This is a genomic window from Pseudomonas sp. Xaverov 83 (genome assembly GCF_019352905.1).
Taxonomy (GTDB): Bacteria; Pseudomonadota; Gammaproteobacteria; order Pseudomonadales; family Pseudomonadaceae; genus Aquipseudomonas; species Aquipseudomonas yamanorum.
Window position 1 is genome coordinate 1 of record NZ_JAAAFU010000028.1, and the last position, 17,499, is coordinate 17,499.

Below are 17,499 nucleotides of genomic sequence, written 5' to 3' on the forward strand. Positions count from 1 at the left end.
TTGCGCTTTTCAAAAGTGAGCCGCTGTAAGAGCGGAACCATAAGCGGCCGTTACCTAAATAACGGATATGCCCCCCAGCCTAACTCGCCCCCAACACAAATACAGGGGGGATCACTGCATCGGTCAGATCACATGCGCCCGCTGCAGCTCAGTCAGCGCCAGTGCCTTGAGCCGCGCCAACAGCGGATCCCGCCGATCCCGCGGATGCACCAGCTCCACCGCCAGCTCCTGGCGAATGCTGCTGGGCCGGTTATCCATCACCAACACCCGGTCACTCAGGTACAGCGCTTCGTCCACATCGTGAGTCACCAGCAGCAAGGCGATCCCATGGTGCTCAGCCAACTGCAGCAACAGGTCCTGCAGCTTCATGCGGGTAAACGCATCCACCGCGCTGAACGGCTCGTCCAGCAGCAATACCTGCGGTCTCGAATACAGCCCGCGAGCGATCGCCACCCGTTGCGCCATCCCGCCCGACAACGCCTTGGGCAACGCCCCGCCAAACCCCGTCAGCCCCACCTCATCAATCAACTGCGCGACCCAGGCCTTGTCATAGCCATCGTCATCGCTGAAGCCGATGTTTTGCTCCACCGTCAGCCACGGCATCAGACGCGGCTCCTGGAAGACAAATGCAACCTCACCACCGCCTTGCAGCAGTTCCCCCTGATAGTCCTTTTCCAGCCCGGCGACGATCCGCAGCAACGTGCTTTTGCCACAGCCGCTGGGTCCCAGCAAGCTCACCGCTTCCCGGGGTTGCAGGGCCAAGTGGACGTTGGTCAGTACCGTGGTGGCGCCGAAGTTCTTACGCTCGACGCGAATATCCAGTAGCGCTTCACTCATGCTCAATGCTCCGGGCCTTGGCCGTTGAAGGTATCGCGCCAGGCCAGGCAGCGTTTTTCCAGGGCGGCCAACAGGCCGTCGCTGATCTTGCCCAGCAGCGCCAACACGATGATCGCCGCCAGCACAATGTCGGGCCGTGAGGTTTCCCGGCCATCGCTGAGCAGGTAACCCAGGCCCTTGGTGGCGGCGATCAACTCGGCCGCCACCAGGAACATCCACGCCAAACTCAGGCCGCTGCGCAAGCCGGTGAACAAACCGGGCAGGGCGGCGGGCAACAGGATGCGACGCACCAGGCGCGTACGGCTGAAGCCATACATCTGCCCGACTTCCACCAGCTTGCGGTCGATGTCGCGTATCGCTGCAACGCCATTGAGGTACACCGGGAAGAACGCGCCGATGGCAATCAACACGATCTTCGAGGTCTCATCAATGCCCAGCCATAGCAGCAACAGCGGCACCCAGGCCAGGCTCGGGATCGAGCGCAGGCCGGCGAAGGTCGGCTCCAGATACGCCTCGGCCTCGCGGCTCAAGCCGACCCAGGCGGCAAACACCAGCGCCAGGCTGGCACCAATGGCGAACCCCAGCAGCACTCGTAACAGGCTGGCGCTGATGTGTTTCCACAGCGCGCCTTCGGCGAGGTCGGTGAGGGTCACGGCGATCTCGCTGGGGGCCGGCATCTGGTAGGACGGCAGCCAGCCGATGCGCACCACCACTTCAAGGATCACCAGGATCAACACCGGCAACGCCAGGCCCTTGAGCCGCCGCGGCCAGGCGCTGCGCTGCACGGTGAGCGTTGGCGCGAGTGCGACGGGCAGGGTTTCGCTTTTGCTGCTCATGACGCTCCCCTTATGGACGAGGCAAGGCCTGGCCGAAGCTTGGGTCGATCAACTGGTCGATCACCTGATCCACATTCACACCACGGCGCACCAGTTCTTCCGACACCAGGATCGGCGCGGCGGCCTTGGATGACACCACGTCCTGTGCGGTCAGCAACGGGCTGCTCAAGTCGGTGCGCGACAGTTGCAGCTTGGCCACGTCGAGGGGCAGGCCGGACTCGTCGGCCAGCAGCTTGGCGAATTCGTCAGGGTGCTTGACCGCCCAGTTGCGAGCTTTTTCATAGGCGCCGAGCACCTTGGCGATGGTCTGTGGATGCTCCTTTGCGTATTTGTCGGTCACGCTGACCACGCCGTAGCTGTTGAAGTCCTTGTTGCGGTACAGCAGGCGCGAGCCCGCCTGGATTTCGCTGGCGGCCATGTGCGGGTCGAGACCGGCCCAGGCGTCGACATCACCTTTTTCCAGGGCGGTACGGCCGTCCGGGTGTTGCAGGTGCACCAGCTCCACGTCGTCCTTGCTCAGGCCAGCTTTCTGCAGGCTACGCAGGGTGAACAGGTATGGGTCAGTGCCTTTGGTGGCGGCGATTTTCTTGCCCTTGAGGTCGGTGACGCTCTTGAAGGTGGAATCCTTGCGTACTACCAGTGCGGTCCACTCGGCGCGGCTGTAGACGTACACCGACTTGATCGGGCTGCCATTGGCCCGGCTCAATACTGCTGACAGGCTGGCGGACGAGGCGAAGTCGACGCCGCCGCTGTTGAGGTATTCCAGCGAGCGATTGCTGCCTTGACTCAACACCCAGCCGACCTTGGTTTGCGGCAGCGCTTCTTCAAGCCAGCCGAAGTGTTTGAGCACCAGGCTCACCGGGGAGTAATAGGCGTAATCCAGGTTGACTTGCGCAGGGTCAGTTTCCGCTGCATGGGCCAGGGGTTGCAGGCTGAGGGCCAGGGCGCAGGCGCCCAACAGGGTGTTGACGAAGGGTTTCATGGAACAGCTCCGGGCAAGGCGGGAAAGAGAAGGCTTTTCTTATATTCAGAAAATTCATATGGCATGTTCCATCATGCGTTATAGGAATATGCAGTCTCTGTGCCAGCGTCTTTCGTGCTGCCGGGCAATACCCCACGTAGCAGCTGTCGAGCCCAAGCGAGGCTGCGTCAGCGGTCTGTCTGATACACCGCGGACGCAGCCTCGCTCAGGCTCGACAGCTGCTACGTGGGGGAGCGGTTGGGAGTGGGGAGGTGGGCACTTTGTTGAATCACTGTTGGCTGTGCAACAGCTTGCATATGTTTTTATGGAATAAATAAAGAGTTATATATTCCTTTTGTTGGTTTCACGAATAGGGCACTTTGAGTGCCTGCGCATTCGTGCGGATTGACCCAACAGACCAAAGGAAAGCCGACATGACCATTAAAGCGATCAACGTGCGCAACCAGTTCAAAGGCGTGATCAAGGAAATCCTGATCGGCGAAGTGGTGTCCGAGATCGACGTGCAAACCGCGTCGGGGATCGTGACGTCGGTGATTACCACGCGCTCGGTGCGTGACCTGGAATTGAAGGTGGGCAGTGAAGTGATTGCCTTTGTGAAGTCGACTGAAGTGTCGATCGCCAAGCTGTAAACCCGAGTCCAGTTGTGAACCCAATCCAAATGTGGGAGCTGGCTTGCTCGCGAATGCGGTGTGACAGTCGACATCTACAGTGACTGATCCACCGCTTTCGCGAGCAAGCCCGCTCCCACATTTTGTTTTGCATACAGCCGTTGGAGGGTTAGTTGAGCCGAGGCCCGCCTCCTGATGGCCGTGACCCCGGCTTCTCATCCGAAGCATCCGGCAGTGCCTTGGGCGTTTCACTCGGGTCCTTGTAGTCCTTGTGCAAATCCCCATCCAGCCGGTTGCTCGACGAGCCGCCACTTTGGGGTGTCGAGTCGAAATGCTCCCACTCCGATTGCTGGAAGCGGAACAGGCTGTCATCGGTCGGCGTGTCGCGGCCGTGGTAGTGGTGAATTTCGTAGTGGGCGTATTCGACCTTGTCCGCCCAGTTGTCCTGCAACAAGCCGTCGCCGGCCAGGTCGCGGTACCAGTCGTTTTCCTTCTCGGTGGCCTTCTGTTTTTTGTTGTGGTCGACGAAGTAGCCAATGATCCCGCCCACCACCGCCAACACCACGCCCACCAGGAACAGCGGCCCGGTCAGCGCCGCCGCCGTGCCCGCGCCGAACAGCGCCGCCGCACCCAATACCCCGGCCGAGGCGCCGAACGCACCGCCGGCCACTTGCAAGCCACCTGCGGCCTGAGCCAAGGGGTCTTTGCTGTCCACACCGCTTTTGATCGCCAGGGCGCCGAGCACAATGTCGGCAAACCCACCGGCAATGTCGGTTGCCGGGCCCAGCACCTTGATCACGGAACCGGCGATCTTCGCCGATTGGGAGGCGCCAAGCTTGGCCGCACCGGCGGCCTTGAGGCCATCATCCAGGTGAGTGGCGAGGCCTTCGGTGGCTTCGGTCACGGCTTTGTCACCTTCGCCAAACAGCTTGGCGACGCCGTCGTACTGGCTGTCGGGAACCGCGTCCAGGGCGGCGGCGATTTCCTTGCTGACCTTTGAGTCGATCTCGGTGGGCTTGCTGAAGTCGATGACTTTGCCGGCCGCACCTTCCTTGCCCCAGATTTCCGGCAGGGTCTTGTCCAGGCCGAGGAAGTCCACCAAGCCGCCCTTGCCCAGGGCTTCGCCGATCTTGTCACCGAGCTTGACGAAGTGGCTCGCGCCGCCGGCAAAACTCAGGAAGTCCTTGGCGATGGTCATGCGTTGGGCCGGGGTTTCGCCGAGCTTGCCGCCTTTGCCCACCAGTTGGTAAATCCCCGAGAACAGGCTGACGCCGGCGCCCATCGAACCGAGGATGCCTTTGCTGTTGAGGGTGTTGAACACCTCGCCGAGCATGCCGCGATCCGCCACCGGGATATAGGGTTTGCTCAGGGCGGTTTTCACGTCGGCTTCGCTGATGGTGCCGCTGTTCTTATAGACGTCGCCGAGTTCTTCCAGGGCCTTGGTCACGGCCGAGGATTTCTCCTTGCCCTCCAGGCCCTCGTTGAGGAATTTCTCCAGCACTTCCTGGCTGCGACGCGGCAGGTCCAGCAGGTTGCCCTTGAGCACACCCTTGAGCAGGCCGAACAGGTCCTTGGTGGCCAGTTCCTTGTTCTCGTCGGAGATCTTGCTCGGGTCCGAGAGGATCTCGTTGAGGTCGGTGGTCAGCCCGTCGGCCTGGATATTCTGCGCGGCCTTGGTAGCGGCTTCCGGGTCGAACAGCGACAGCGAGGTGAGGGTGTTGCTCAGGTCTTGCTGGGCTTCGTGGCTCTTGCCCTGTTTTTGCAGGTCCTTGAGGTAGAGCACGTAGTCGGGGTTGCTGGTCAGGTCGAGGAGCTTCTGCTTGATCTCGTCCTTGTTGGGCAGGTGGCTGATGGCGTCGTCCATCTTGGTCTTGTAGTCGGCCTGCACGGTCGGGTCTTTGAACAGTTCGCCAATCTGCTCCTGCACCGCCTTGCCGTCGATGATGTCGTGCATGTCGGCGGAGGTGAGTTCGGTCTGCTTGTCATCGAACTCGCGCCAGGTGGTGTTGAACGGGCGCTTGGATTCTTCGTAGCCGGTGATGCCATGGCCGTTCTGGTAGGCGGCCTGGGCTTCCAGGGCGCGGACCAGTTTGGCTCGCGGGTCGTCCTTGGGAATCGAGCCGTCCTTGACGCCGGCGCGGTAGGTGTCGATCAGTTCAGTGGTGGCCAGTTCGCTGACGCTTTGGGTCGGCGATTTGTCGTCGTCCTTGTCGGCATGCACGCCGGTGTCGAGGTTGAGCACGTCCAGCTCGTCGTTGCTCGGCAGGTTGTACTTGGCGCGGGTTTCGTCGACGGTGCCGGCGCTCCAGGCTTCCCATTTCGCCACCACTTCGTCGTAGAGCTGCGGGCTGAGCTCCTTGGAGACGATGACCTTGCCTTCGCTGGTTTCATAGCGGATCAGGCCGTCGCCCAGCTCGTCGGGGGAGCCGAAGGTGATGTCGGTGTTTTTCAGGAAATCATTCGGCCCGGCCAGCTTGTAGCCGGCGTCTTCACTGCTGTGGATCTTGCTCCAGGTGTCCTGGGCGGTGGCCACGCTCTTGAACAGTTCCGGGCTGACATCGGCCGACACCACCACCTTGGTGCCGTCGTGGGTTTCATAGGTCAGCACGTTGCCTTGCTGGCCTTCGATCCAGCCGAAGCCCTTGTAGTCATTCAGTTCCGGCACCTTGGTATTGGCATCTGCCAGGGTCGAGCCGTCGTTGAGGGCGGACTCTACGGCGGCCTTTTTGTCGGGGTTGGTGTAGACCTCGTGCAGGCCTGCCAGGTAGTCGAACAACTTGGGGTTGTCGTCCCGGGCCACGACCATTTTCTGGCCATTGCTTTCAAAGCGGATCAGGCCGGGGCCGACTTCATCCTTGGGACCCACGGTGGTGCCGGCGTAGGGCGGCCACACTTCGTTGTCGCTGGCGCGTTTGTAGCCGGCATCTTCGCTGTTGGTAAGGCCTGTGAAGCTCTCGTAGGCTTCCTTGGCTTTCTGGAAGGCCTCGGGGTTGTCTCGCTGGCTGATGACAAACTTCTTGCCGTCCTGGGTTTCATAGCGAATCACACCGGGGCCGGTTTCGTCGGGCGGCCCGAGGGATTTGTAGTCACCGAGTTTTTCCGGGGCCGTGGCATCGCTGCCCAGGTGCTCGTAGCCGGCGGCTTCGCTGGCGTTGACGCCGGACAGGGCCTTGAAGTCGGCGCTGACTTGCTTGAACAGGTCGGGGCTGTCTTTTTCGCTGACAATGACCTTCTTGCCATCCTGGGTTTCATAACGGATCAGGCCGGGGCCGACTTCATCAGCCGGACCGATGGCCTTGTAGTCACCCAGGCTCGCCGGCGGTGCGGCGTCCTTGGCGGCCAGTTCATAGCCTTGTTCCTTGCTGGCTGCGAGCCCTTGCGCGGTTTTGTCGCCGGCCTCGACCTTCTTGTTGTTGGCGCTGTTCTTGAGCAGCACGTGGAACGCCGCGCCGGACTTGGGCGGTGTGAGAGGAAGGGCTTTGGGGTCGGTCGAGCGGTTTAGCGGCTGGGTCGTCATGCCATGGAACTCCTGCTGTTACCGGTGGGACGAATCGGCAAAAACAGTAACAGCAGGGGTTCGGCGGTCGTTGCGAAAAGTTGTGAATTGCGCCTTAACGGTGACGCAGGCTGCGTTCCAGGCGGGCAATGCCTTCTTCCAGCATGGCCCGCGGGCAGCCGAAGTTCAGGCGCACGAACTGCTGGCTGTCATCGCCGAACTCCAGGCCGGCGCTGAGGCCGACTTTCGCCTGGTCGAGGAAGAACTGTTGCGGGTCGTCCAGGCCCAGGGCGCTGCAATCCAGCCAGGCCAGGTAGGTGCCTTGGGGTGCATGCATCACGACGCCAGGCAGGCGGGTTTGCACGGCGTTCAGCAGGTAATCGCGGTTGGCTTGCAGATAGGCCACCAGCGCCTGCAGCCAGTCGCCGCAGTCGCTGTAGGCTGCGCGGGTGGCTTCCAGGCCCAGGGGGCTGACACTGTCGACCATGCCGCAGCGGGCGTGATTGAAGCGCTCGCGGATCTCGGGGTTCTGGATCACCGCAAAGCAGGTCTTCAACCCAGCGACGTTGTACGCCTTGCTCGCCGACATCAGGGTGATGGTGCGCTGGGCGATTTCCGGGCTGAGGCTGGCGGTGGGGATATGCCGGCGGCCGTCAAAACACAGCTCGGCGTGGATTTCATCGGAGACGATCAACGTGCCCTGGTCCAGGCAGGCGGTGGCCACGGCCAGCAGTTCTTCGCGGGGGAACACCTTGCCTATCGGGTTGTGCGGGTTGCTCAACAGCAGCGCGCCGGCACCTTTGAGTGCCTCACGCATCGCTGGCAACGGCGTGAGGTACTCGCCCTCGGCGCTCAACTCAAACGGCACTTCGATCTTCGGCAGGTTCCAGTGGGCAGGGGCCAGGCGAATCGGGCGGTAATTGGGGGTTTGCAACACCACCGGTTGCCCAGGCTGCACAAACGCGTGCAACGCCATGTTGAAACCAGGCTCGACACCCGGCAAAAACAGCAGCTCATCCGGCTGTACGCGCCAGGCGTACTTGGCCCACAAATCGGCGACGACCGCCTCACGCACGCCATCGCAGGCCACGCTGTAGCCGAGGATCTGCTGACCCAGTCGCTCGTGCAACGCTTGAAGCACGGCCGGTGGCGCGGCGATGTCCATGTCGGCAATCCACATCGGCAGAACGTCTTGCGGGTAACGACTCCACTTGGTGCTGCCGGTGCCGAGGCGGGAGTGGATCGTGTCGAAGTCAAAGCTCATGGGTGGCTCGTGTCAGGGAGGCGGGCGTGGAAATGGCGCTGATTCTAGCGCCATTAATTTTACGCGCCAGAGCTGATTGCCGCTTGGGCTCCCGCTTGCCGGTAAAAAGCCCCGGACAACTGCTGTTGGGCCTGTTCCACGCTACGTTGCACGGCGGCTTCGCCACGGACCATGGCGCCCAGATAGGCGAACTCGACCGTGCGTATACCCACGGTGCCGAGGATTGCCTGCAGGTAGGGCGTAAGGAAGTCGGGTTCACGGTTTTTTCGCGAACTTCCGGAACTGACCAGCACAAAGGTTGGCCGGTCCTGGAGCAAGGCGACTTTTTCAAACTGCGAGTTGACGGTGAAGCTGCGATGGATACGCACCACATGATCGATCCAGCACTTAAGCGCTGCCGGCACCGTGAAGTTGTGCACCGGGGTGCAGATAATCAGCAGGTCACAAGCCTCGAGCTCGACGATCAGTTGCTCGGACAGCGCCGTTGCCGCGCCACTGAGCCCGCCGGGCGTGGTCAGTGCGTTGGCGTATTCCCGGGTCAACGGTGGCAGGGCCTGGCCGCCGTAGTCGCGCTCGACCACTTCGGCCTCGGGCGCCTGTTCACGGAGCAGGGCGCGGGCCAGGTGGAAGGTCTGGGCCGCCTTGCCGTGGGGGCTGAAACTCAGCAGCAGGGCGCGGGTCATTGGTTCAGATCCTGGGAAAAGTGCATCCCCAGCGGCAGCAGGCCCTGGCGGAAATAGAAGCGCTGGGCCAGGGCCATGTGCATGCCGGTGTCCAGCACCAGATAGCGATAACCCAGGCGGCGGGTGTGCTGGCGTACCTGATCCAGCAACCGTTCGCCCAGGCGTCGGCGTTGCAGGGACGCGTCCACTACCAGGTCATCGACGTAGATGAAGCGGCCATACAGCAGGTTTTCCGTCAGGCGGTAACCGGCCAGGCCCAGCACCTGGCCGTTCTCCCGGGCGGCCAGCAGGCGGTAACCGTTTTCCCGCTGGCGCTGGATCTGCTGGGCAAAGGCGTGCGGGTCTTCCAGTTTTGGCCGCAGTTGCTGCATGACGGCAAAACAGGCCAGGCAGTCGGCGTCGCTTTCGATGTGCAAAAACTCAATAGCGTCATTCATGGTTGCCGTGCTCCATGTGCGCTTTTACGGCGGCAGGGACTTTGCGAAAGCTGATGGCGACGCGGTTCAGGGCGTTCATCAGGGCGATACCCAGGGTCAGGTCGGCAATTTCCTTGTCGTCGAAGAGGGCCTTGGCCTCGGCATAGTGTTCGTCCGGCACCTCGGTGTGTGCGACCTGGGTGACCGACTCGGCCCACGCTAACGCGGCACATTCACGCGGGGTGAACAACGGCAAGGCTTCGCGCCATGCGGCCAGCAGCATCAGCTTTTCCAGGCTCACGCCCTGTTTGAGCAGGTCGCGGGAATGAGAGTCCAGGCAGTAGGCGCAACCGTTGAGTTGGGAAACCCGCAGGTACACCAGGTCAATCAACTCCTTCTCCAGGCCGCAGCCGTGGATGTAGCTGTGCACCGAACCAAGGGCCTTGTAGCCGGCGGGCGCTGCCTGGGCGTAGTCGAGACGGTGTTGCATGCTGTGTTCCTTGCTGTGGTGAAGTGATGTCGTCAGTTTGGCGGCCTGGTCGCCGGCTCAATAGGGCCAAGAATGGACAAGCGGGTTGGGACAAGATCAGACTCCAGCGCTGATTCACTGTGAGCCGGATAACGATGTCGTCACTGCCCAAATACCAGGAGATTTACCGGCGCTTTCGCCAGGCCATTGATCAGGGCCAACTGCGTCCTGGCGAACGGGTGCCGTCGGTGCGCAGCTTGGCCCAGGAGTTGAAGGTGGCCCGGGGCACCGTGGAGACGGCCTACCAGTTGCTGGTCAGCGAGGGGTTCTTCCTGGCGCGCGGGCAAGCGGGAACGGTGGTGGCCGATGCGCTGCCGCAGCGGTCGATCAAGTCGCTGGCGGTCGAATCGCAGCCCTTGGCGCCGACCTCTGCGCCGCGCCTGTTGCAACTGGGCTTGCCGGCGCTCGATAGCTTTCCGCGCAAGTTATGGGCGCGCCTGGTCACCCGGCAGGTCCGGCGTGTCGACGTCAACAGCCTGGCCATGGGTGACGTGCGGGGTGCCCGGTCGCTGCGTGTGGCGATTGCTCAATACCTGGCGCTGTACCGTGGTGTGGAGTGCTCGCCGGAGCAGGTGTTCGTGTGTGCGGGTTACTCGGCGTGCCTCGCGCTGGTGTGTGATGCGTTGCAGATGGCAGGCAAGCACTGCTGGTTCGAAGACCCGGGCTATTTGCATGCGCGGCAGTTGTTGCTCCACCTGGAGGTGAAGTTGGTGCCGGTGCCGGTCGACCGTGACGGGCTCGATGTCGAGGAGGGCGTACGACGTGCCCCAAAGGCGCGGCTGGCGATTGTCACGCCGGCTCACCAAAGCCCGCTGGGTGTCGCCCTCAGTGCCACCCGGCGCCGTAGCCTGCTCGACTGGGCGCAGACCCATGGCGGCTGGTTGGTGGAGGACGACTACGACAGTGAGTTTCGTTACAAGGGGCAGCCCTTGGCGGCGCTCAAAAGCCAGGACACGGCGGACCGGGTGATTTACTCGGGCAGCTTCAGCAAGATGCTGTTCCCGGGTTTGCGGCTGGGCTATCTGGTGGTGCCGCAGGCGTTGCTCCCGGCCTTTGAGGCCAGCGCCCGCATCCTGCAAAACCGCAGTGCCGAGTTGCTGCAAGCCACCACCGCCGACTTTCTCGACCAGGGCCATTTCACCCGCCACCTGAAAAAAATGCGCCAGCTCTATACCCAGCGGCGCGGCTTTCTGGTGGATGCGCTGAACAGTCATTGCGGGGCATTTTTGCAGGTCGATGAACAGTCTGGCGGGATCAATTTGTTGGCGCGGTTGCGGGTGGAGGTCTCTGATCAGGCAGTTGCGTCTCAGGCTGCCGACGCGGGGCTGGGGATTCAGGCACTGTCTGTCTGGAGTATCGAGACGGGGCGCCAGCAAGGCCTGTTGATGGGTTTCACCAACCTGGCGACGCGCCAGCATGCCGTGGAGGCGGCGTTGCTGTTGCGGGAGGTCATCAGAGGGGCTTTATGAAGGCTGGTTGAACATCTTCATTCGCCACATCCGCTCCGAGCTTCTACCCTGAAGGCATAGCCCCCAGGACGCCAAGCGCTCATGTACAAAGACCTGAAGTTCCCGGTTCTGATCGTACACCGCGACATCAAGGCCGACACCGTTGCCGGCGACCGCGTCCGGGGCATTGCCCGGGAGCTGGAACAGGAGGGCTTCAGTATCTTTTCGGCGGTGGACTACGCCGAGGGCCGCCTGGTGGCTTCGACCCATCACGGCCTGGCCTGCATGCTGATCGCCGCCGAGGGCGCCGGGGAAAATACCCACCTGATGCAAAACATGGTGGAGCTGATCCGCCTGGCGCGGGTGCGGGCGCCGAACCTGCCGATCTTTGCCCTGGGTGAGCAAGTCACCCTGGAAAACGCCCCGGCCGACGCCATGAGCGAACTCAACCAATTGCGGGGCATTCTTTACCTGTTTGAAGACACCGTGCCTTTTCTCGCGCGGCAAGTCGCACGGGCCGCGCGGGCTTACCTGGATGGCCTGTTGCCGCCATTCTTCAAGGCCCTGGTGCAGCACACGGCGGATTCCAATTACTCCTGGCACACCCCCGGCCATGGCGGTGGCGTGGCCTATCGCAAAAGCCCGGTGGGGCAGGCGTTTCATCAGTTTTTCGGGGAAAATACCCTGCGATCGGACTTGTCGGTGTCGGTGCCGGAGCTGGGTTCGCTGCTGGACCACACCGGCCCGCTGGCCGAAGCCGAGGCCCGGGCGGCGCGCAACTTCGGCGCGGATCACACCTACTTCGTGATCAATGGCACGTCCACCGCCAACAAGATCGTCTGGCATTCCATGGTTGGCCGGGATGACCTGGTGCTGGTGGACCGCAACTGCCACAAGTCGGTATTGCATTCGATCATCATGACCGGCGCCATTCCGTTGTACCTGTGCCCGGAGCGTAATGAACTGGGGATCATCGGACCGATTCCCCTGAGCGAGTTCAGCACCGAATCGATCCGCGCGAAAATCGACGCCAGCCCGTTGACCCGAGGGCGACCGGCCAAGGTCAAGCTGGCGGTGGTCACCAATTCCACCTACGACGGCCTGTGCTACAACGCCGAGCTGATCAAGCAGCAACTGGGCAACAGTGTCGAGGTGCTGCACTTTGACGAAGCCTGGTATGCCTACGCGGCGTTTCATGAGTTCTTCGCCGGGCGCTACGGCATGGGCACGTCGCGCACGGCCGACAGCCCGCTGGTGTTCACCACACACTCCACCCACAAGCTGCTGGCGGCGTTCAGCCAGGCGTCGATGATTCATGTGCAGGATGGCGGTGTGCGTAAGCTCGACCGGGATCGCTTCAACGAAGCGTTCATGATGCATATTTCCACCTCGCCGCAGTACAGCATCATCGCCTCCCTGGATGTGGCCTCGGCGATGATGGAAGGCCCGGCGGGGCGCTCGTTGCTGCAAGAGATGTTTGACGAGGCCCTGAGCTTTCGTCGCGCCTTGGCCAACCTGCGCCAGCACATTGCCGCTGAAGACTGGTGGTTCTCCATCTGGCAGCCGCCGCTGGTGGCGGGCATCGACCGGGTGGTGACGGCGGACTGGCTGCTGCAACCCCAGGCCGACTGGCATGGCTTTGGTGATATCGCCGAAGACTACGTGCTTCTGGATCCGATCAAAGTCACCCTGGTTATGCCCGGCCTGAACGCCGGCGGGGCCTTGAGCGAGTGCGGAATCCCCGCTGCGGTGGTCAGTAAATTCCTCTGGGAACGTGGGCTGGTGGTGGAAAAGACCGGGCTGTATTCGTTCCTCGTGCTGTTTTCCATGGGCATCACCAAAGGCAAGTGGAGTACCCTGCTCACCGAATTGCTGGAATTCAAGCGCAGTTATGACGCCAACGTGAGCCTTGCTGTCTGTTTGCCATCGGTGTTTCAGCAGGGCCCGGTGCGGTATCAAGGGTTGGGGTTGAAGGACTTGTGTGACCAGTTGCACAGCTGTTACCGCAGTAATGCGACGGCCAAGCACTTGAAGCGGATGTACACGGTCTTGCCGGAAATCGCCATGAAACCGGCCGATGCCTACGACCTGTTGGTCAAGGGCGAAGTCGAGGCAGTGTCCATCGACGCTTTGCCAGGACGCATCGCAGCGGTCATGCTGGTGCCTTATCCGCCGGGTATTCCGTTGATCATGCCGGGTGAGCGGTTCACCGAATCGACTCGCTCGATCATTGATTACCTGGCGTTTGCCAGGACGTTCGACAGTAGTTTCCCCGGCTTTGTCGCCGATGTTCATGGACTGCAACACGAAGATGACGGCAATGGTCGCTGTTACACCGTCGATTGCATCAAGGGTTAAGAATGTTTATGCAAGCTGTAATGAACCCGAAGTACCCGGGTCTCAGTGTCCGTGTGGCTGATGAGGGATTTGACGCCTACGTGTGGGGTAACGACTTCAGCTTTGAGGTCAATGCCTATGGTGTGCCGGAAATGGGCAAGCGCGTCGATCAGTGGGCGGTGGAGCGTATCGTGCCGTACCGCAAATGCTACGGCATCGACCCTGAGGAGTTCGCCAGCTTTCGGGACGCCGCCGACAGTGCGGTGTTCATGGCGTACCTGGATGACCGGCCCGTTGGGCACATAGTGGTCAGCACCAACTGGAACGGGTTTGCCCATGTGGATGAGCTGGCGGTGGTGTTGCCGGCGCGGCGCCATGGGGTGGCCAAGGCATTGCTGGACGTGGCGCAATTCTGGAGCCGCAAGAAGAACTTGCCGGGGATGATGCTGGAAACCCAGAACAACAACCTCGGTGCCTGCCGGCTGTATGAGCGCTGCGGGTATGTGATGGGCGGGATCGACCACCTGCGCTATCGCGGGATTGATCCCCAGACCCGTGAAGTGGCGATTTTCTGGTATCGGTTGTTCAAGACAGAACTGGAAGCGGTCTGAGCTTCACCAATCAACTGTAGGAGCTGTCGAGCCCTGGCGAGGCTGCGATAGCGGTGTGTCAGGCGACCTCTTTATCGACTGTGCTGCCGTCTTCGCAGCCTCGCTAAGGCTCGACAGCTCCCACATTCGGTTTGCGCAACCCGAGTGCTTGCTACCGAACACACAACTCCCTGACTTCCCCCAAACCCTGTGGGAGCTGTCGAGCCCTGGCGAGGCTGCGATAGCGGTGTGTCAGGCGACCACTTTATCGACTGTGTCGCCGCCTTCGCAGCCTCGCTAAGGCTCGACAGCTCCCACATTCGGTTTGCGCAACCCGAGTGCTCGCGGTCAAACACACAACTCCCAGACTTCCCCCGAACCCTGTGGGAGCCGTCGAGCCCAAGCGAGGCCGCGATAGCGGTGTGTCAGGCGATCTCTTTATCGACTGTGCTGCCGTCTTCGCAGCCTCGCTAAGGCTCGACAGCTCCCACATTCGGTTTGCGCAACCCGAGTGCTTGCTACCGAACACACAACTCCCAGACTTCCCCCAAACCCTGTGGGAGCTGTCGAGCCCTGGCGAGGCTGCGATAGCGGTGTGTCAGGCAACCTCTTTATCAACCATGCCGCCGTCTTCGCAGCCTCGCTAAGGCTCGACAGCTCCCACATTCGGTTTGCGCAACTCGAGTGCTTGCGATCAAACACAAAACTTCCAGACTTCCCCCGAACCCCTGTGGGAGCCGTCGAGCCCCAGCGAGGCCGCGATAGCGGTGTGTCAGGCAACCTCTTTATCGACCATGCCGCCGTCTTCGCAGCCTCGCCAGGGCTCGACAGTTCCCACATTCAAGGCAGTGTGCTTGTTAGCAGGCTTTCAGCCTTCTCGGTGACAATCTCCAGCAACGCATTCAAGGCGGGCGACGCTTCGCTGTCCTTCAGGGTCAACGCATACAAGGTCACCACCATCGGCGGTGACAATGGGCACGCATCCAGCCCGGCTTCCCGTGCGCCAGTGGCGGTGAACGGGTCGACAATCGCCAGACCTTCCCCGGCCTCTACCATGCTGCGCATCATCTGGTAGGTCTGCACCCGCGTTTGCACCACCGGCAGCGGGCGCAGGGCTTGCAGTTTGCTGTCCAGCAGGCGGCTCAGCGGGTCCTGGTTTTCAAGGCCGATCATCGACTGCCCGGCCAGCTCCTGTAGCGCAATGTACTTCTGCCGAGGCTTCAGCCAGCCATGGGGCGCGAGCAATTGCAACTTGCCGTGAGCCAGTGGCGTGCTGTGGATCTGCGGATGTTCCGGGTCGTGCAGGCTCAGGCCAAGGTCTGCTTCGTGCAGCAGCAGGCTCTTGACGATGTCCCGGGTGGAGTGGCTGGAGAGGTTGCACGGCGTGTCTTGAAAGCGCCGGCGCAGCACGGCGATCGCCTGGGGCAGCAGTTGATTGGCCAGCGGCGGGGTGCACAGTGCGCGCAAGGGCGGGGCATGGTGGTGCTTCAGGCTGCTGGCCAGGCGTTGCACCGGCTCAAGGGCCGCATAGAAGTGGGCGATTTCGCCCTGCAGCTCGAGGGTTTCCCGGGTGGCCTGCAAGCGTCCGCGCACACTGGCGAACAGCATGAAACCCAATTGCAGCTCGGCATCCTTGAGCGTCGCGTCCACATCGGCCACGGGCAGTTGCAACCATTCGGCGGCAGTGCCGAGGTGTCCGGTCTGTAAAATCGCTTGAATGACTTCGATATGACGTAAACGCATGGCCGGAGTCTATGTTCAGCGCGACGTGGATTCAATGGCTCAGGCCCGGGTGTGGAAAAAAGACCCGCCACGGCAGCGGCCCAACTAGACTTGCACGGTCAAGTCCCTTGGCGCCTGCAACCAACAGGTCATATAAAGGGCGTATCAACCAAAGGATCCACGGGGAGCTTTATCGATGCTCGGTAAAACACACACGCGCGGGTTTTCGTTGTGGGATCTGCTGGTGGCCGTGCTGGTTGTCGGTGTGCTGGTGATTGCAGTTGGGCCGCGGATCTTTGGCGACGTGACTCAAACCGAAATCGCCACGGCCAAGGTACAGCTGAAAGTGCTGGGCAAGGCGGTCGAGCAATTTCATCAGGATGTAGGGCGTTATCCTACCGACGACGAGGGTCTGGCGGTGTTGACGGTTCAGCCAACGGGGGAAGGGAAGTGGCGGGGACCCTATCTCAAGGATGAGGACATGCTGACAGACCCCTGGGGCGTGGCCTATCAGTACCACTATCCTCCCAGCCAGGCCAAAACCAACTTTGATCTGTTCTCGTTCGGCAAGGACCGGACACTGGGAGGCGTCGGCGATAATGTTGATATCGCCTATGGGGAATAACGTCTTATGAAGCGTGGATCGTTGCGGATTCGCGGGTGATGATAGTGCCCGACTGAATCAGCCTGAACTCATCGCCATCCAGTTTTTCTACGCGGTCGCCAATGGCCAGCTTGTAGGTGGTGGTGGGCGCCGATCCAGCCAGGCCGTCGAGGGGCGGGTTGGATTCCTGGAACTCATGCACCGAATAAACGCGACCTTCCGCGTCTCTGGCATGGAACTGTCCGACAAGTACTGCTGCCATCTGTTTAGAACCTCTGGAGATAAACACTCGATTTGCGGTTCTGTAGACCGTAGGAGAGCGGGGTAGTTTACCTATTGAAAAAAAATACTATTCGTTGACTTTTTCAGACATTACTTACAAGTCCATTTGCGGTGTAAACGTCCTTGGGATTGCAAAAACGCGCTGGTGATAGCGTCGCGCAGGCTCTATAACTACAAGCTCCTTAGTCAGAAATCGGGAAACCCCAATGAGCAAGGTCTACACGATTGCCGTACTGGTCGGCAGCTTGAGAAAAGAGTCGATCAACCGCAAGGTCGCCCTGGCATTGGCTGAGTTGGCGCCCGCCAACCTCAAATTGAACATTGTCGAAATTGGCGATTTGCCGCTCTACAGCGAGGACCTTGAAGGCGCTTCACCGCCGGCAGCCTACAGTACTTTCCGTCAACACGTGCGTTCATCCGACGCGGTGCTGTTTGTGACCCCCGAATACAACCGCTCGGTGCCGGGTGTATTGAAGAACGCAATTGACGTCGGTTCGCGGCCTTATGGCCAAAGTGTCTGGGGTGGCAAGCCAGGTGCGGTGATCAGTGTGTCCCCGGGCGCCATCGGTGGTTTTGGGGCCAATCACCATTTGCGCCAATCCCTGGTGTTCCTTGACGTGCCGTGCATGCAACAGCCGGAAGCCTACCTGGGCGGGGCGGGCAGTGTGTTCGACGAGTCGGGCAAGCTGTCGGAAAAGACCAAGCCGTTCTTGCAGGCGTTTATTGATGCCTACGGGAAGTGGGTGGAAAAACAACACGGTTGATTAGCCGCGCGAAAAAAGACCCCGCTATTTAAGCGTAATGCTGTTCACTTAAGCATTTGAGCCCACGCCGGGCTTCCTAGAAAATCCGATACCAGACCTCT

General features: G+C 61.3%; 16 protein-coding genes. 6 read left to right on the plus strand and 10 right to left on the minus strand.

Annotated features, from left to right (window positions below):
- Positions 1–123: 123 nt before the first annotated feature.
- The 3 genes from K0H47_RS11205 to K0H47_RS11215 are packed head-to-tail and all read right to left on the minus strand — an operon-like array spanning position 124 to position 2,655.
- Positions 124–837, minus strand: coding sequence for an ABC transporter ATP-binding protein (locus K0H47_RS11205; protein WP_218264589.1), 714 nt, complete (start codon positions 835–837; stop codon positions 124–126).
- A 2-nt stretch (positions 838–839) separates the two neighbouring features.
- Positions 840–1,673: an ABC transporter permease gene (locus K0H47_RS11210; RefSeq protein WP_177071487.1), complete on the minus strand. Its 834-nt coding sequence runs from the start codon at positions 1,671–1,673 to the stop codon at positions 840–842.
- 10 nt (positions 1,674–1,683) lie between these two features.
- On the minus strand, positions 1,684–2,655 hold the full coding sequence (locus tag K0H47_RS11215; RefSeq protein WP_063029989.1) for an aliphatic sulfonate ABC transporter substrate-binding protein: 972 nt from the start codon (positions 2,653–2,655) through the stop codon (positions 1,684–1,686).
- Positions 2,656–3,068: 413 nt separating this feature from the next.
- Between K0H47_RS11215 and K0H47_RS11220 the strand changes: the two genes are divergently transcribed.
- A complete protein-coding gene (locus K0H47_RS11220; RefSeq protein WP_003217010.1) occupies positions 3,069–3,284 on the plus strand; it encodes a molybdopterin-binding protein in 216 nt (71 codons plus the stop codon).
- Between the two features lie 148 nt (positions 3,285–3,432).
- Here K0H47_RS11220 and K0H47_RS11225 read toward each other — a convergent pair whose 3' ends face one another.
- The 5 genes from K0H47_RS11225 to K0H47_RS11245 form a co-directional block, all read right to left on the minus strand.
- Positions 3,433–6,780: a hypothetical protein gene (locus tag K0H47_RS11225; RefSeq protein ID WP_219272653.1), complete on the minus strand. Its 3,348-nt coding sequence runs from the start codon at positions 6,778–6,780 to the stop codon at positions 3,433–3,435.
- A 94-nt stretch (positions 6,781–6,874) separates the two neighbouring features.
- The gene (locus tag K0H47_RS11230) at positions 6,875–8,023 is read right to left on the minus strand and encodes a MalY/PatB family protein (protein WP_219272655.1); all 1,149 of its coding nucleotides are present in this window, start codon (positions 8,021–8,023) and stop codon (positions 6,875–6,877) included.
- Positions 8,024–8,082: 59 nt separating this feature from the next.
- Positions 8,083–8,706 carry an FMN-dependent NADH-azoreductase gene (locus tag K0H47_RS11235; RefSeq protein WP_219272657.1) on the minus strand — a complete coding sequence of 208 codons (624 nt, stop codon included), beginning with the start codon at positions 8,704–8,706 and terminating at the stop codon, positions 8,083–8,085.
- Entirely contained in the window at positions 8,703–9,143 is a 441-nt protein-coding gene (locus K0H47_RS11240) for a GNAT family N-acetyltransferase (protein WP_177027384.1), read from the minus strand. Before K0H47_RS11240 ends, K0H47_RS11235 begins: the two co-directional genes overlap by 4 nt.
- On the minus strand, positions 9,136–9,612 hold the full coding sequence (locus tag K0H47_RS11245) for a carboxymuconolactone decarboxylase family protein (protein ID WP_219272659.1): 477 nt from the start codon (positions 9,610–9,612) through the stop codon (positions 9,136–9,138). The genes K0H47_RS11240 and K0H47_RS11245 overlap by 8 nt, the downstream gene beginning before the upstream one ends.
- A gap of 134 nt (positions 9,613–9,746) precedes the next feature.
- On the opposite strand from K0H47_RS11245, the gene K0H47_RS11250 reads away from it, so the two are divergent.
- The 3 genes from K0H47_RS11250 (at position 9,747) to K0H47_RS11260 (ending at position 14,047) form a co-directional block, all read left to right on the plus strand.
- The gene (locus tag K0H47_RS11250; RefSeq protein ID WP_219272660.1) at positions 9,747–11,120 is read left to right on the plus strand and encodes a PLP-dependent aminotransferase family protein; all 1,374 of its coding nucleotides are present in this window, start codon (positions 9,747–9,749) and stop codon (positions 11,118–11,120) included.
- An 81-nt stretch (positions 11,121–11,201) separates the two neighbouring features.
- On the plus strand, positions 11,202–13,457 hold the full coding sequence (locus tag K0H47_RS11255) for an arginine/lysine/ornithine decarboxylase (RefSeq protein WP_219272663.1): 2,256 nt from the start codon (positions 11,202–11,204) through the stop codon (positions 13,455–13,457).
- Between the two features lie 20 nt (positions 13,458–13,477).
- Positions 13,478–14,047, plus strand: a complete 570-nt coding sequence (locus K0H47_RS11260) for a GNAT family N-acetyltransferase (protein ID WP_017480421.1) — start codon at positions 13,478–13,480, stop codon at positions 14,045–14,047.
- A gap of 819 nt (positions 14,048–14,866) precedes the next feature.
- Here the strand turns inward: K0H47_RS11260 and K0H47_RS11265 are convergent.
- Positions 14,867–15,769, minus strand: a complete 903-nt coding sequence (locus K0H47_RS11265; RefSeq protein ID WP_201142901.1) for a LysR substrate-binding domain-containing protein — start codon at positions 15,767–15,769, stop codon at positions 14,867–14,869.
- A gap of 175 nt (positions 15,770–15,944) precedes the next feature.
- Between K0H47_RS11265 and gspG the strand changes: the two genes are divergently transcribed.
- Complete coding sequence (gene gspG / locus K0H47_RS11270; RefSeq protein WP_218264586.1) at positions 15,945–16,373, plus strand: type II secretion system major pseudopilin GspG; 429 nt, start codon at positions 15,945–15,947, stop codon at positions 16,371–16,373.
- Between the two features lie 4 nt (positions 16,374–16,377).
- Here gspG and K0H47_RS11275 read toward each other — a convergent pair whose 3' ends face one another.
- On the minus strand, positions 16,378–16,614 hold the full coding sequence (locus tag K0H47_RS11275) for a hypothetical protein (RefSeq protein ID WP_003209248.1): 237 nt from the start codon (positions 16,612–16,614) through the stop codon (positions 16,378–16,380).
- A gap of 226 nt (positions 16,615–16,840) precedes the next feature.
- Between K0H47_RS11275 and K0H47_RS11280 the strand changes: the two genes are divergently transcribed.
- Positions 16,841–17,398 carry an NADPH-dependent FMN reductase gene (locus tag K0H47_RS11280; RefSeq protein WP_063030009.1) on the plus strand — a complete coding sequence of 186 codons (558 nt, stop codon included), beginning with the start codon at positions 16,841–16,843 and terminating at the stop codon, positions 17,396–17,398.
- The last annotated feature ends 101 nt before the right edge of the window (positions 17,399–17,499 follow it).

Excerpts from the sequence above, each read along its gene's own strand:
- K0H47_RS11205 (WP_218264589.1), bottom strand. The coding sequence starts at position 837 with ATGAGTGAAGCGCTACTGGATATTCGCGTCGAGCGTAAGAACTTCGGC.
- K0H47_RS11210 (WP_177071487.1), bottom strand. The coding sequence starts at position 1,673 with ATGAGCAGCAAAAGCGAAACCCTGCCCGTCGCACTCGCGCCAACGCTC.
- K0H47_RS11215 (WP_063029989.1), bottom strand. The coding sequence starts at position 2,655 with ATGAAACCCTTCGTCAACACCCTGTTGGGCGCCTGCGCCCTGGCCCTC.
- K0H47_RS11220 (WP_003217010.1), top strand. The coding sequence starts at position 3,069 with ATGACCATTAAAGCGATCAACGTGCGCAACCAGTTCAAAGGCGTGATC.
- K0H47_RS11225 (WP_219272653.1), bottom strand. The coding sequence starts at position 6,780 with ATGACGACCCAGCCGCTAAACCGCTCGACCGACCCCAAAGCCCTTCCT.
- K0H47_RS11230 (WP_219272655.1), bottom strand. The coding sequence starts at position 8,023 with ATGAGCTTTGACTTCGACACGATCCACTCCCGCCTCGGCACCGGCAGC.
- K0H47_RS11235 (WP_219272657.1), bottom strand. The coding sequence starts at position 8,706 with ATGACCCGCGCCCTGCTGCTGAGTTTCAGCCCCCACGGCAAGGCGGCC.
- K0H47_RS11240 (WP_177027384.1), bottom strand. The coding sequence starts at position 9,143 with ATGAATGACGCTATTGAGTTTTTGCACATCGAAAGCGACGCCGACTGC.
- K0H47_RS11245 (WP_219272659.1), bottom strand. The coding sequence starts at position 9,612 with ATGCAACACCGTCTCGACTACGCCCAGGCAGCGCCCGCCGGCTACAAG.
- K0H47_RS11250 (WP_219272660.1), top strand. The coding sequence starts at position 9,747 with ATGTCGTCACTGCCCAAATACCAGGAGATTTACCGGCGCTTTCGCCAG.
- K0H47_RS11255 (WP_219272663.1), top strand. The coding sequence starts at position 11,202 with ATGTACAAAGACCTGAAGTTCCCGGTTCTGATCGTACACCGCGACATC.
- K0H47_RS11260 (WP_017480421.1), top strand. The coding sequence starts at position 13,478 with ATGAACCCGAAGTACCCGGGTCTCAGTGTCCGTGTGGCTGATGAGGGA.
- K0H47_RS11265 (WP_201142901.1), bottom strand. The coding sequence starts at position 15,769 with ATGCGTTTACGTCATATCGAAGTCATTCAAGCGATTTTACAGACCGGA.
- gspG (WP_218264586.1), top strand. The coding sequence starts at position 15,945 with ATGCTCGGTAAAACACACACGCGCGGGTTTTCGTTGTGGGATCTGCTG.
- K0H47_RS11275 (WP_003209248.1), bottom strand. The coding sequence starts at position 16,614 with ATGGCAGCAGTACTTGTCGGACAGTTCCATGCCAGAGACGCGGAAGGT.
- K0H47_RS11280 (WP_063030009.1), top strand. The coding sequence starts at position 16,841 with ATGAGCAAGGTCTACACGATTGCCGTACTGGTCGGCAGCTTGAGAAAA.